At 58.8% G+C, this 12,624-nt stretch carries 11 protein-coding genes; 9 read left to right on the top strand and 2 right to left on the bottom strand.

What is annotated here, in order from left to right; genetic code table 11:
• Positions 1-296: 296 nt before the first annotated feature.
• The 5 genes from OZX74_RS03295 to OZX74_RS03275 all read left to right on the top strand — a co-directional run bounded on the left by OZX74_RS03295 (position 297) and on the right by OZX74_RS03275 (position 5,575).
• On the top strand, positions 297-1,172 hold the full coding sequence (locus OZX74_RS03295; protein ID WP_277157118.1) for a pyridoxamine kinase: 876 nt from the start codon (positions 297-299) through the stop codon (positions 1,170-1,172).
• A 584-nt stretch (positions 1,173-1,756) separates the two neighbouring features.
• On the top strand, positions 1,757-2,245 hold the full coding sequence (locus OZX74_RS03290) for a YraN family protein (protein ID WP_277157117.1): 489 nt from the start codon (positions 1,757-1,759) through the stop codon (positions 2,243-2,245).
• Positions 2,245-3,780, top strand: a complete 1,536-nt coding sequence (locus tag OZX74_RS03285) for a YifB family Mg chelatase-like AAA ATPase (RefSeq protein WP_277157116.1) — start codon at positions 2,245-2,247, stop codon at positions 3,778-3,780. Before OZX74_RS03290 ends, OZX74_RS03285 begins: the two co-directional genes overlap by 1 nt.
• Positions 3,780-5,057 (top strand): DNA-processing protein DprA, encoded by a 1,278-nt coding sequence (locus OZX74_RS03280; RefSeq protein WP_277157115.1) that lies wholly within the window; start codon positions 3,780-3,782, stop codon positions 5,055-5,057. The genes OZX74_RS03285 and OZX74_RS03280 overlap by 1 nt, the downstream gene beginning before the upstream one ends.
• Positions 5,054-5,575 (top strand): hypothetical protein, encoded by a 522-nt coding sequence (locus OZX74_RS03275; protein WP_277157114.1) that lies wholly within the window; start codon positions 5,054-5,056, stop codon positions 5,573-5,575. Before OZX74_RS03280 ends, OZX74_RS03275 begins: the two co-directional genes overlap by 4 nt.
• Before the next feature lie 30 nt (positions 5,576-5,605).
• Here the strand turns inward: OZX74_RS03275 and OZX74_RS03270 are convergent, their stop codons facing one another.
• A complete protein-coding gene (locus OZX74_RS03270; protein ID WP_277157113.1) occupies positions 5,606-5,950 on the bottom strand; it encodes an MGMT family protein in 345 nt (114 codons plus the stop codon).
• A 96-nt stretch (positions 5,951-6,046) separates the two neighbouring features.
• On the opposite strand from OZX74_RS03270, the gene OZX74_RS03265 reads away from it, so the two are divergent.
• From OZX74_RS03265 to OZX74_RS03255, 3 genes are all read left to right on the top strand, one after another.
• Complete coding sequence (locus OZX74_RS03265; protein ID WP_277157112.1) at positions 6,047-8,041, top strand: FAD-binding protein; 1,995 nt, start codon at positions 6,047-6,049, stop codon at positions 8,039-8,041.
• Between the two features lie 135 nt (positions 8,042-8,176).
• Positions 8,177-9,139, top strand: coding sequence for a 2Fe-2S iron-sulfur cluster-binding protein (locus OZX74_RS03260; RefSeq protein WP_277157111.1), 963 nt, complete (start codon positions 8,177-8,179; stop codon positions 9,137-9,139).
• Positions 9,140-9,253: 114 nt separating this feature from the next.
• A complete protein-coding gene (locus tag OZX74_RS03255) occupies positions 9,254-9,898 on the top strand; it encodes a methyltransferase (protein ID WP_277157110.1) in 645 nt (214 codons plus the stop codon).
• Positions 9,899-9,909: 11 nt separating this feature from the next.
• On the opposite strand, the gene OZX74_RS03250 is transcribed toward OZX74_RS03255, so the two are convergent.
• Positions 9,910-10,890 (bottom strand): TIGR00730 family Rossman fold protein, encoded by a 981-nt coding sequence (locus OZX74_RS03250; RefSeq protein ID WP_348519556.1) that lies wholly within the window; start codon positions 10,888-10,890, stop codon positions 9,910-9,912.
• 136 nt (positions 10,891-11,026) lie between these two features.
• Here OZX74_RS03250 and OZX74_RS03245 point away from each other — a divergent pair, with 136 nt between their 5' ends.
• Positions 11,027-12,496 (top strand): DUF6287 domain-containing protein, encoded by a 1,470-nt coding sequence (locus OZX74_RS03245; protein WP_277157109.1) that lies wholly within the window; start codon positions 11,027-11,029, stop codon positions 12,494-12,496.
• Positions 12,497-12,624 lie beyond the last annotated feature (128 nt).

Genomic DNA, 12,624 nt, shown 5'->3' with positions numbered 1-12,624 from the left:
AGATTAGTCAAAAATCGACCATTTACCATCGTTGACGATATGCCGTGCTTTACCCCGTTCCCGCCTTAGATGGCATCAACATCAAATCAGTTTCTCCTGATCTTGACGCCAAGTAACCCGTTCTGCGCAAAATCGATGGCTATTCCCCGGCAAACTTCCATCCATCACATCATCTTGCGGACGAAACGGGGCGTGTCCGTCGCCACAAGCGCTAGAGTCGTTACCAGCGACGTCACAGGCAATCCCGCCCGCGACGGACGCCGATATTATTCATAGACTTTCTGAAAGGTCATGAAATGCAAGAAGATACGACGCTCTATGAGCGCGACCCCAAATACATCCCCCGCGTGGCTGCCGTGCACGATATGTGCGGCTACGGCAAATGTTCGCTGACCGCCGCGATTCCGATTCTTTCGGCGTGCGGTTGCGACGTGTGCCCGGTGCCGACGGCCCTGTTTTCGGCACACACCAAGTTCCCGGTCTACACCTTCCACGACACCACCGATATTCTTTCCGACTATCTCGACGCCTGGCAGAAGGTCAACGTCGATCTTGACGGCATCTATTCCGGCTTCCTCGGTTCGGCCGAACAAGTGGACCTCATCAAGCGCTTGTACCGCGAATACCCGAAAGCGCTGCGGCTGGTCGACCCGGTGATGGGCGACGGCGGGCAGATGTACCCGACCTACTCCACCGAGATGTGCGATGCCGTCAAGACGCTGGCGGACGGCGCCGACGTGCTGATGCCGAACCTCACCGAGGCATCCATCCTCACCGGACGCGACTACCCGGGCCAGAACCTGAGCGATGACGAGGCGACCGATTGGGTCGGCGCACTGCTTGATATGGGAGCGAAGAACGTCGTATTGAAGGGCATCGACCGCGGCGACGGCAAGCTGCGCAATTTCGTGGGCAGCGCCAGCACCGGGGCTTCGGCACGCGTCGAACTCGCCCACGACAAGCTGCCCTACATGATCCACGGCACCGGCGACGCCTTCGCCTCGGCGTTGTGCGGCGCGGTGATGGCCGGCAAGACGCTTGGCGAGTCGGCTCAGGTGGCCGGCGAATTCGTGCGTCACGCCATGGAGTCCACCCGCAACCAGCCCGATTTCGAGAATCGCGGCGTGAGCTTCGAACTTGATCTGGGTGAGCTCACCGGGCTCGTCGGCTGAACTTCGATTTCGACATTAATCGCCGGTTAGTCCGTTGCACATTTCGGCTTTGATTTCGAAATTCGCAGCTTGACCGGTTTGGAATTGATATTGTCCCCATATTTCGGCAGTCTTTTATTGCTCCGCCGGAATATGGGGACAATTTTTATGTCGTTTTATTCGGCGACAGAATATCCGAAAACGGATATCGCATTCCCCGACTTCCTCATTTCTGTTATTTCGTCAAATCGCCAAGACGATTTCACTATCAAGTCTCAAACGAGGCACCTGTTTTCACGACGACATTCAACGGTGATCTTTGATTATCAACGACCGATGATTCCAAGGTGTGGATGGATTCGTGCATGCTTTTGATCTCCTGCACAGGGTTCTCCACAAAGAGGATGATTGCCGGCAGACTTTTCCACCGCTTGGACCACGACTTACGCACACGCTCCCGAAATCGTCCACAACGTTAGCCACAATCGCATTACGTCATGTTGAGTTACCCACAGAAACGCCGAGAAAAATGAAAAGGCCTATCATTCGACCACCGTGCCCGTTTTTTACACGCTAAAAACGCGAACCATGCAACACTGAAATACATGGACACAAACATTTCGACAGTACAAAAATACAGGTCCGCTGCATCCTTCGGCGGCGGCATCGACCTGAGCGACGTGGCTTCGGAAGGTCTGCTGGCACAGCTCGAAGAGCAACTGGCTATGCCCGACCTTTCGTCCAAGCAACTGGGCGCCATCGGCGAACAGTATGCGGCGGCATGGCTGACGCAGCTCGGCTGGCACGTACTGACCAGAAACTGGAGTACCCGCTTCGGCGAGTTGGACATCATTATGATGACCCCGGACCATATCGTGGTGTTCGTCGAGGTGAAAACCCGACGAACGCAACGTTACGGCACCCCACAGGAGGCCATTACCCCGCACAAACAGGCCAACCTCCACCACGCGGCAGCACTGTGGCTTGCAGGGCCCGGCAAGTCGATACGGAGAACCGGCATCCGCTTCGACGCCATGTCGATCCTGCTGCAAGGCAACAGACCGAGAATCCAACACATACCGGGGGCGTTCTGATGGCCATCGGGACGGCAATGTCGGTCGGATTGGTGGGGTTGAAGGCCAATGCCATCCAAATGCAGGCCTTCATCTCACCGGGACTGCCGTATTTCTCAATCATCGGCCTGCCGGATGCCTCACTGAGCGAAGCTCGCGAACGGGTGAAGTCCGCCTGCCAAGCCAGCGGATTCAGTTGGCCGGAGACCCGGGTGACGGTCAACCTCTCACCGGCCTCCCTACCCAAACGCGGCTCGTCGCACGACACGGCCATCGCCGTTTCCGTGCTGAGTGCGGCCGGCGTCATTCCCCACGATTGCCTGGCGGACACCATAGTGCTCGGCGAACTCAATCTCGACGGTTCGGTGCTCCCGGTCAAAGGTGTTCTGCCAATCGCCCTTTACGCCCGGGACCACGGCATCGACCAGATCATCGTGCCGCAGCGCAATGTCGAGGAAGCCGAACTGGTCGAAGGACTCGACGTGACCGGCATTCGCCATCTAGGCGAGCTCATTGAACTGATGGGGGGCGAGGCGAAATACCGAATCTGCGAAACCAGCATCCCCGCCGGTCAAACAGCCAACGAGGATGAATCGAGCCTCACTCCGCCCGTCGGCGACATGGCGGAAGTCATAGGGCAGGAACGCACGAAATGGGCACTTGAAGTGGCCGCCGCCGGCGGTCATCATCTGCTGATGACCGGGCCACCCGGCTCAGGCAAAACCATGCTCGCCTCACGTATGCCGGGCATCATGTGTCCGCTCAACGAGCAGGAACAGCTTGAAGTGGCATCGATACGTTCGCTATGCGGAACCCTGCCGAATTATGGCATCAGCGATGTGCCGCCGTTCGAAGCCCCGCATCACACCGCCTCCACGGCGTCGCTGGTCGGCGGCGGATCCGGCATCGCCACCCCGGGAGCCATCACTCGGGCTCATCGCGGAGTGCTGTTCATGGATGAGGCGCCGGAATTCTCCCCTCGTTCGCTGCAGACCCTGCGCGAGCCTCTGGAAAGCGGATACGTGGCGCTTTCACGTTCCAAAGGAACGACCTACTACCCCGCCAATTTCCAGCTCATCATGGCCGCCAACCCTTGCCCGTGCGGTTATGGGTATGGTGACGGCTCGCGCTGCACCTGCAAGGAAAAGGATCGCATCCGGTATTTTTCCAGACTTTCCGGGCCCATCCTCGACCGCATCGATATCCAGGTCGAAGTGCCTCCGGTGGAACACCTGATGACACAGAGCTCGCAGCCGCAGACCACCAGCGAACAGATGCGGCACAAGGTCACCGACGCCCGACGCACCGCTCAGGAGCGCTTCGCCGCCTATCACTGGACCTGCAACGCGCAGGCCTCCGGAACATGGCTGCGTGCGAACACCTCGAAGGCCGCTCTCGTCCTCATCGACCAAGCGTTGAAAAACGAACGGCTGAGCCTGCGCGGAGCCGACCGAACGCTGAGATTGGCATGGACTCTCGCAGACCTGGGCGGCAAAACGACACCAGGCCGCGAAGAGATGATGCAGGGTATCGCCCTACGAACGAAGGAGTCATAATGAGTGACCATAACGAGACCGTGAATTCGTCGGATCCCCGCCAAATCACGGCAACGGGAGCCATTGCCACGATATCCGGCGGGCCGATAACAACGACATCGATGAATCCGTCCGCCGCATCATCGCCCTACGGGCCATCGAACACGGCCGCTTCAAGCGAAGAAGCAGCCGTCAAGCCGCTGATCGATGACGACACCTTGGCACGGGCCATCCTGACCTTCTGCATCGACAGCGCCGACGCCCTGCTCTTTGCCACCATCAAAGGTGCCGGCGACGCCACCACCGCTTTACGCCTGATCGCCGACGAACAAGGAGGTACGGCCAACCGCAACCGGCTCGACGAGGTTTTCGCCGCAGGAACGGCCAAATGGGGCAGAAAAGTCAACGCACGCGGGATGGGTTCGTTTCACCATCGTTTGCAACGTTGGCGGGAGAGACTCCACCAATTGCCGTCAGATGCCATGGACGAGCTCAAAACATGGTTCACCAAGAACGGATCGCAATGGATCATCGGACCGGCCAGCCCCTTCTGGCCGACTCAGCTCGATGACCTCTCCATCAGAAAAGACTGGGCCTCACCGTTGTGCCTATGGGGCATCGGCGACCCGGCGGCGTTGACGAGCTGCCCGCAACCGTTGGCCGTCGTCGGCTCACGAAGCGCCGACGATTACGGACGATACGTGGCCAAAACCGTGGCCAAAAAAGCCGCGGAGCAAGGGCATCTCGTGGTTTCCGGAGGGGCGTTCGGCATCGATGCCGCAGCACATTGGGGCGCACTCGACACCATGAGCGGCATCGGCGAAGAGCAAAGCGGACGGACCGTAGCGGTGTTCGCCGGAGGACTCAACCATATCGGCCCCGAACGCAACCAGCCCTTGTTCGAGCGTATCAAAGCCAACGGCGGCGCACTCGTCAGTGAGCTTTGTCCAGACACCATCCCTGAGGCGAGACGGTTCCTTTTGCGCAACCGCATCATCGCGGCCCTGGCCTCCTCCGTCGTCGTCGCGCAGGCGCGCAGCCGATCGGGAGCATTGAATACAGCCAATTGGGCAGCGGAATTGGGACGCCAGGTCTATGCGGCTCCGGGCAATATCAACATCCCCGGCAATACGGGATGCAATTGGCTGATCCGCGATCAGCGGGCCATCATCCTCACCTCGGTCAATGCCATCGAAGACATCTGCCATGAGGACATGCACCGAAAGCAATGCATATTGACAATAAAGCATTGTCGAAACCAGATAGCGGAACGGCAGAAAACCAAACGAAACCGATGATTGCACATCGGCCCGTAAGCACGGGAAAGGAAAACGATGAATCCTTTGATCATCCGCAACGGCAACCTCACGATTCAAATGCCGAACGAACCGATACCACCCTGCAAGTCCCCTTGCTTGGCAACACGACTTCGCAACCTTCCCAAGGAGATACGGCAACCCAACGTCGTGCGTCCGTGCTGCCGCTGCCGCAACCGTCAACGTCCAAGAGCAAACCCACCGCCAAGCAACAGGAGGTGCTGACCGCGATTCGCTGCTGCCGAAGACGAGGCAATGCGGCCACCCATGAGGCCATCCTCTCGATGCTTAACACACCGCGTTCTGCCGGAAAGCATCAATCAGAAACACGGAATCCGAATGACACCGCAAAGCAAAGGGGCGAATCATGGAATATCGGCAAACTGGAAAGCGAGCTCGGCGAAATGGAGCTTTATGGCATCATTCGAGCGAAATCAGGCACCGTTCAGATTGTCGGCAACCACGGGATGAATCACAAGAACCGCAAAGAAGCTATATGAAAATCGAACCGGGCAACCGGCAACGCCGTCTCAGCATTGCCATTGGCAACGCCGAAGATCGACCACCCAACCCTCTTCACCGGCGTTTTCATGCTTGGGCGCGGGAGGCAGAAATGACACGCCTTCATCCTCAAGCAACGCCCGCTGGCGGTCAGGACCGCCGAACGCGAATCCCGGGGCCAACGAACCGTCGCGGAAAACGACGCGGTGGCACGGAATCACGCCGGGCTCAGGGTTGCAATGCAGCGCATACCCCACAAACCTCGCGTTGCGCGGATTGCCCGCGAGCGCCGCCACCTGGCCGTACGTGGCCACCTTGCCTTCGGGAATTTTCCGGACGACATCGTAGACACGTGCATTGAATGCTCCACTCATATCCCCCATGGTACAAACGCCCACCCAACAACGGGAAGAGCTCACCTACCACGTTCCTGCATACGCTCTTGCTGGCCTTGTGCCATAATCGGGGGTATGAGTCCAGAGCAAGTTGAAGACATATACGACGCGGTGATCATCGGTGCGGGGGCGGCCGGATTGTCTGCGGCACTGGGAATCTTAAGAACCGAGAAAATCAAGGAGATGAGCGCCGAAGGCCGTCGCCCGAAACTTCTGGTGATCTCGAAACTGCAGGCCCTTCGCTCGCATACCGGTTCAGCTGAAGGCGGCATCGCGGCCAGCCTCGGCAATGTCGAACACGATGACTGGCATTGGCATTATTACGACACCGTCAAGGGCGGCGATTGGCTGGTCGACCAGGACGCGGCAAAGATACTGGCGCAATACGCTCCGCAGACAGTCGTCAATCTCGAACGCAGCGGCGTGGCGTTCTCGCGCACGGCGGACGGGCATATCGCCCAACGCAAATTCGGCGGGCACACCAAAGACTACGGCAAGGCGCCCGTGAGGCGCGCGGCGTATGCGGCCGACCGCATCGGCCACCAAATTCTCTACGCCCTGTGGCAGCAGTGCATCGGCGCAGGAGTGCAGTTCGCGGAGGAATGGTACGTCACCGACCTGGTCTTGGACGACAGACGCGACAGGGCTTGCGGCGTGGTCGCATTCGACACCCACACCGGCAAGACCCATGCCATCGCCTCCCGTAACATCCTGATGGCGACCGGCGGCGCCGGACGGCTGTTCCACACAACCTCGAACTCCTGGGATCTGACCGGCGATGGCATGGCGTTGGCGCTCAAGGCCGGGCTGCAACTCGAGGATTGCGAGTTCGTGCAGTTCCACCCCACCGGACTGGCGCACACCGGCATCCTTCTTTCCGAAGCCTCACGAGGCGAGGGAGGCATCCTTCGCAACGCCGACGGCGAGGCATTCATGGCCCGATACGCCCCGGAACACAAGGATCTGGCGGCGCGTGACGTGGTCAGCCGTTCCATCATGGCCGAAGTCGACGCAGGACGCGGCGTGGCCGACCCCAAGGAGCCGAACGGACCCAAGGACTGTGTGTGGCTCGATATGACCGGCATTGACAAGGCTCATATGCTGGAGGTCCTTCCGCAGGTGGTTGAGACCATCCGCGATTACGCAGGCCTTGACCCGAGCAAGGATTGGGTACCCGTCAAACCCACCGCGCATTACACTATGGGCGGCATTCCCATCACCACCGACGGCGAGGTCTATCGTTGGCAGGACGGCAACCGTCAGATCGTGCGCGGGCTCTACGCGGCCGGCGAATGCTCCTGCGTCAGCGTGCATGGCGCGAACCGACTGGGCGGCAACAGTCTGCTCGACGCCTGTCTCTTCGGCACCCGAGCCGGCGAGTCCATCGCACGACGCATCGCCGGAGAACAGAACGATGCAGCCGCCGACGAGCAATCATCTGATGCCCAAAACCAGAATACGGTACGACTGACAACGGATAAACGCAACGCTTCAATCAAAACCTTAATGGCATCATCCATTGACGATGATGCCGATGCCGAAAACGCTGACGCTGATTCCCACAGCGAAGCCATCAGCAGCGGCGAAACAGCATCAGCATCGGCTCAACCGACCTCCGGCGAAACCGATTCATCTCCGGAAAAGGACACAGCCGACAGCACGCCGGATACCGGCAGGGACAACCCCTACCAGCTGCTGGCCGATCTCGGCACGACGATGGAACATGCACTCGCCGTACGATGCGACGCCGACAGCATCGCCAAAGCGCAGCAGACCATCAACGAAAAGCTGCTTCCCCGGGCCACGAGCCTGCACACCCATTCGCGCGCCACGGCCTTCAACCAGGAGCTCACAGCGATATGGGAGGTCCGCAATCTCATCGAACTGGCCCAGGCGATGCTCAACGCCTCGGTCGAAAGGCGTGAGTCGCGCGGAGCGTTCGCCCGTACCGATTTTCCGAAACGCGATGACGAGCATTTCCTGACGCATTCCATGGCCGCCGCCGACGGAACAGTCAGCTGGCAGCCGGTACATATCGTTGATATGCCGCCGAAATCACGCGCATACTAATAGAGTCAGCTCGGCAAAACGCGCCTGTCGAGAGGAAATCCGGCACAACAGGAGAAAATCCTCGGTAGCTTAACGAGACAACAGGCCACGGTTCGTGGCAGACTGACAGGGAAGCACATAACGAAGGCAGCAGCAATGAGTGAAAATGCAGTGCACGGCATGAATGTGACCATACGAATCCAACGGTTCACACCGGTACCGGAACGCGAACATGCCCGCCGCCATTCCTCCAGTCCGTTCGGAGGCAAGGCGCGAGGCGGCAGCCCATTCGGTTCCTCATCGTCACGTCGCCGCATCCGAGGCAAACATTTCACCCAGGATTACCATATTGAGGCACGTGCCGGGCAGACCGTGCTCGACTGCCTTCTCGAGATCAAACGCAACATCGACCCGACACTGGCCTTCCGCTATTCGTGTGGTCATGGCATTTGCGGTTCCGATGCAGTATCCATCAATGGCACACCGACGCTGCTCTGCACTGCCAAGGTGGAGGACTATAACAACCCGACGTCAAGCCAATCCAATGGTGCGAATAGCTCGACCAACGATGGATTCCGCAAGACCACACCTGCAGCCTATGAAGCCGATGCCGGCAATAGCGACTCCGCGGCGGCATCCGGCATCATCGAAATCGCCCCGTTGCCCGGATTCCCTGTGCTACGCGATCTCATCGTCGACATCGACCAGATGATGAACCAAATCAGGAAACTCGAACCGTACTTGAAAGCCGACGGCAAGCTGGCCACCACCACAGACGGCCAGATCGACATGTTCGAATACCTGCAAAAGCCCGAAGAACTCAAGCGTTATGAACTATTGAGCAACTGCATATCCTGCGGGATATGCGAAGGTAGCTGCCCGGTCTACGCCGGCGGCGAGGCGTTCATCGGCCCCGCGGCACTGATCGCCGACTCCCGATTCATCAACGATTCACGAGACAACGCGACCGACCAACGTCTCGATGCCATCGCCACCGCCGACGGCATCACCGCCTGCCAATCCGTGCGTGCCTGCAGCCGTGAATGCCCTCGCGGCATCGACGTCGGCGAAGAGATGTGGCAACTCACCGAACGCGTCAAAAGCCTGCAGAACCGATAACCCATCCCCTTCCCGTCTCACCGGGATTCCGCTTTGGCGATTGCTGGCCGTATCATAAAACCGGTAATCGATGACGCTATAGGCGCTTTGGACAGCAGAATTGCAGGACGGAAGATGAACAAGACAACATACACCAACATGGCCAAGGTTTGGCAATTCGCGGAAACCCATGCGCTGGAAGAGGAAAACGACGTGCTGCGCAAGGCCCGCGCCGACGCCGAAACAACCAAACTTCCGCAAGGTTCCGCCGCCCAGGCCGACCTGCTGCGTTTCATCACCCGGTCGCTCAACGCGACCTCCATCATCAGCGTCGGCACCGGTTCGATCGTCGAGGCCCTACAGCTGGTGGAAGGACTGGGCGGTGCCGGACAACTGACGGCCGTCGACTCCTCCGCCCGCGGCATCACGATGATTCGCAGCCTGTTCGACGACATCTCGGACGCTGCCGAAAACCGCACCACCCTTCGCGCCGTCAACACTTCTCCGGCAGTGTTCCTGCCTCGGCTCAACGCCGGAACCTACGATCTCATCGTCGTCTCCGGTGTGGCCTCCAACTATGAGCCCTCATTCGTTGAAGCGGCGAACCTGTTGAAAACCGGGGGCCGTATCATCTTCACGGACATGTCCGGCCTTGCCTACCCCGATGGCGACAAGCCGAACGCCATGCGCACGCTGCTGAGCAAAGTCGAAGACGACGACCGTTTCGAACAAACGCTCACACCGACGGGAACCGGCATACTGATTGCCGTAAAACGCTAAAAGGATTCCGCCTACTTCGTCATACCGCCGATCGCCAGCCGAACCGCCTCTTCGGGGTCATCGGTGAACTGGACCTTGTTCAGATCGTCTTCTGAAATGAGCCCGCGATCGAGCATCGGGCCCCGAACCCAGTCGAACAGTCCCTTCCAATACTGCGTGTCGAAAAGCACCACCGGCTTGGGTGAGGTCTTGCCGGTCTGCACCAGCGTCAGAATCTCGAACATCTCATCCAAAGTCCCGAATCCGCCGGGGCAGACGATCAACGCCGACGAGTACTTGACGAACATCATCTTGCGTACGAAGAAATAGCGGAAGTCCATTCCGAGGTTCACCCACTGGTTGAGCCCTTCTTCGTGCGGCAGTTCGATGCCGAGCCCGACCGAAACACCACCGGCCTCGGCGGCCCCTCGATTCGCGGCCTCCATGATGCCCGGCCCGCCGCCGGTAATGACCGCGATGCCGCTTTGCGCCGCCAGTTCGCCCATGCGCATGGCCTGACGGTATTCCGGCTCGTTCTCTTTGACGCGTGCCGAACCGAACACGCACAATGCCCTGCCCAGATCGGCAAGCGCGTCGAAACCCTCAACGAATTCCGATTGGATGCGCAGCACGCGCCAAGGGTCGCCATGTCGCCAATCCTTGCCGTCACGGGCTTTTGGCGCATTTTCCGCAGCTTTTGCAGCATTTCCGGCCGACCGCCCCGACAAGGCTGCATCGTCTTCAGCCGCAGAAGCGTTGCCGTCCGTATCGGCATTGCCGCTTTCTTCGCCGGGAAATGCAAGCAAGGCCTGATCCGGGGTCTGGGCGGGAATCATCGACCCGCGCATCAGCACCGAGCCGCTACGATGCGTCTCCCATGAGCGCACGTCTTCCATTCGATCAGTCGTCTGTGCCACACCGCGTTGAGTTCCGATCAGACCGCTGTCGTCAGCGTCGCCGCCCGTAGTGCCGCCGTTAATGCCGTAAGATTTTCCCGTTTCATTCGTCATCATGATGTCTGCCGTCCCTTATTGCCGAATCCCGCTTCAATCTCTCCAGAACGCAAGACAAATATGATTCCCACCATATGCTATTGTCCTAAGCAGGAGAAGCCTTCAATACTGTCATTGAAGCAGGAAGGGACGCCAAATGAGTGGTAATCAGCCTTGGAACCAGCCTGGCGCGAATGCGGCATACCCGCCGCAGGCCAACAACGGGATATACAACGCACCGACCAGTAGCATCCCGCCCATCCCGGTCAATGTCCCGCTGCCCGGTGGCATGCAGCCCCAGCAAAACGGCGGTGCGATGCCTGCCAAACCCCACAAAAGCAGAACCACCATGATCGTCATCATCGCAGCCATAGTGGTCGTGCTGGCAGCCGCCGGTGCAGGCGGTTTCTATTATTATTCCTCGAATTCCCACGATGCCGCGGTCTCACAGTACGGCAAGGCCGTCAATCATCTTGCCGATGTCAAATCGGATCTGAAGGCCGCCATCAAGCAGGCGAACAGCGACACCAAAGACATTCATAAAGGTCAGGTCAAGAATCCCGACCTACTAGGCGACTACCAGAAGAAGCTGGAAGCCTCCAAAAAGCTGTCCACAATCAAGGCAAACGATACCATCGCCGATACGTCCAGCGCTTCCACCAACGATCTGAAACAGGCCACACAATCCTTGAACGAGCTTGCCAGCAAAGTCAGCAACAGCTCAAAAGACATGAGCAATATCGCCAAAAAACTGGTCGATTCCAAAGCCGACGCCGATGACGTCCTCAAGCCGATCGAACGCGAGGTGACCGCCGCCGAAAAACAGAAGAAGGCGAACGACCAAGAGGCCGCCAACAGCGGCATCGATATGATACAAATCAAACGCGGCGATTATTCCAGCCTCAACGGCACCTGGACCAATCCGGGCGGCGCGTGGATGACCATCACCAACGGCCAACTCACACCGCAAAACGCGTTTGCCGGCACCACCCCTCCGTATACGTTGCAGGAATGCGGGGGCTATGAAAGCCAGTGCATGAGCTATGGTGACATCCCGTCCACCGAGGCCCAACTGGTGCAGGGAGGTGCCTACCAATACAACGAGGAATCGCCGAGCGTGCAGGAGATACTCATCATCGCGCAAAAGAATTCCGCGCTCAACGACGTCGCTCCCTCCAACGTGACGACCATGGCCGATCCGACGGACCAGTCAAAGGACCGCATCATCCCCATCTGGATCGGAACCAACCAAGGCCAGACGCCGTTCTGTGGCAATTCCGGCTGCGCCTATTATCGCAACGGGGGCGGCGAAGCGTCACAGGCCTCGAAGCAGAAGCTCAAGAGCAAAGTCGATGCGGCCAACGACGACATCGCCAAAATGGATGATCAATGGGAAGAAGAGGCCAAGGCCAACTTCCAATGCCGCGTGGACGTGGTCAACGGGGCGCAGAAAACCTGCCCGGCTATCGGCGAGGACGGCAAGGACGATTCCGGCAAGTCCGGGGACATCAAGGCCAGCGCCTATTTCGAGCGGAATTTGGAGAGCAGCCTTACTTCAACATCCGTGAGTGTGAACAATCCAGAAAACCGGGATTCGAACCATCAGGCCGTGAGCTTCTCACGCTGACTCGCTGATTTAAGCGCTACAAGATTAAATTTCAGCGTTATCCCCCAATTCAAGCCGTTTAAGCCGTTCTTCCCAATACAAATGCGGGAAGAACGGCTTTTCGGTTTCTTGAGAAAACAAATTTGCGA

Origin of the sequence: Bifidobacterium sp. ESL0798 (assembly GCF_029395415.1) — a bacterium.
Classification (GTDB): Bacteria; Actinomycetota; Actinomycetes; order Actinomycetales; family Bifidobacteriaceae; genus Bifidobacterium.
Note: the sequence above shows the minus strand (reverse complement) of the source record. Positions and strands in the feature narration are given on the sequence as shown.

Coding starts and splice junctions, on each gene's coding strand:
- OZX74_RS03295 (WP_277157118.1), top strand. CDS start 297: ATGCAAGAAGATACGACGCTCTATGAGCGCGACCCCAAATACATCCCC.
- OZX74_RS03290 (WP_277157117.1), top strand. CDS start 1,757: ATGGACACAAACATTTCGACAGTACAAAAATACAGGTCCGCTGCATCC.
- OZX74_RS03285 (WP_277157116.1), top strand. CDS start 2,245: ATGGCCATCGGGACGGCAATGTCGGTCGGATTGGTGGGGTTGAAGGCC.
- OZX74_RS03280 (WP_277157115.1), top strand. CDS start 3,780: ATGAGTGACCATAACGAGACCGTGAATTCGTCGGATCCCCGCCAAATC.
- OZX74_RS03275 (WP_277157114.1), top strand. CDS start 5,054: ATGATTGCACATCGGCCCGTAAGCACGGGAAAGGAAAACGATGAATCC.
- OZX74_RS03270 (WP_277157113.1), bottom strand. CDS start 5,950: ATGAGTGGAGCATTCAATGCACGTGTCTACGATGTCGTCCGGAAAATT.
- OZX74_RS03265 (WP_277157112.1), top strand. CDS start 6,047: ATGAGTCCAGAGCAAGTTGAAGACATATACGACGCGGTGATCATCGGT.
- OZX74_RS03260 (WP_277157111.1), top strand. CDS start 8,177: ATGAGTGAAAATGCAGTGCACGGCATGAATGTGACCATACGAATCCAA.
- OZX74_RS03255 (WP_277157110.1), top strand. CDS start 9,254: ATGAACAAGACAACATACACCAACATGGCCAAGGTTTGGCAATTCGCG.
- OZX74_RS03250 (WP_348519556.1), bottom strand. CDS start 10,890: ATGATGACGAATGAAACGGGAAAATCTTACGGCATTAACGGCGGCACT.
- OZX74_RS03245 (WP_277157109.1), top strand. CDS start 11,027: ATGAGTGGTAATCAGCCTTGGAACCAGCCTGGCGCGAATGCGGCATAC.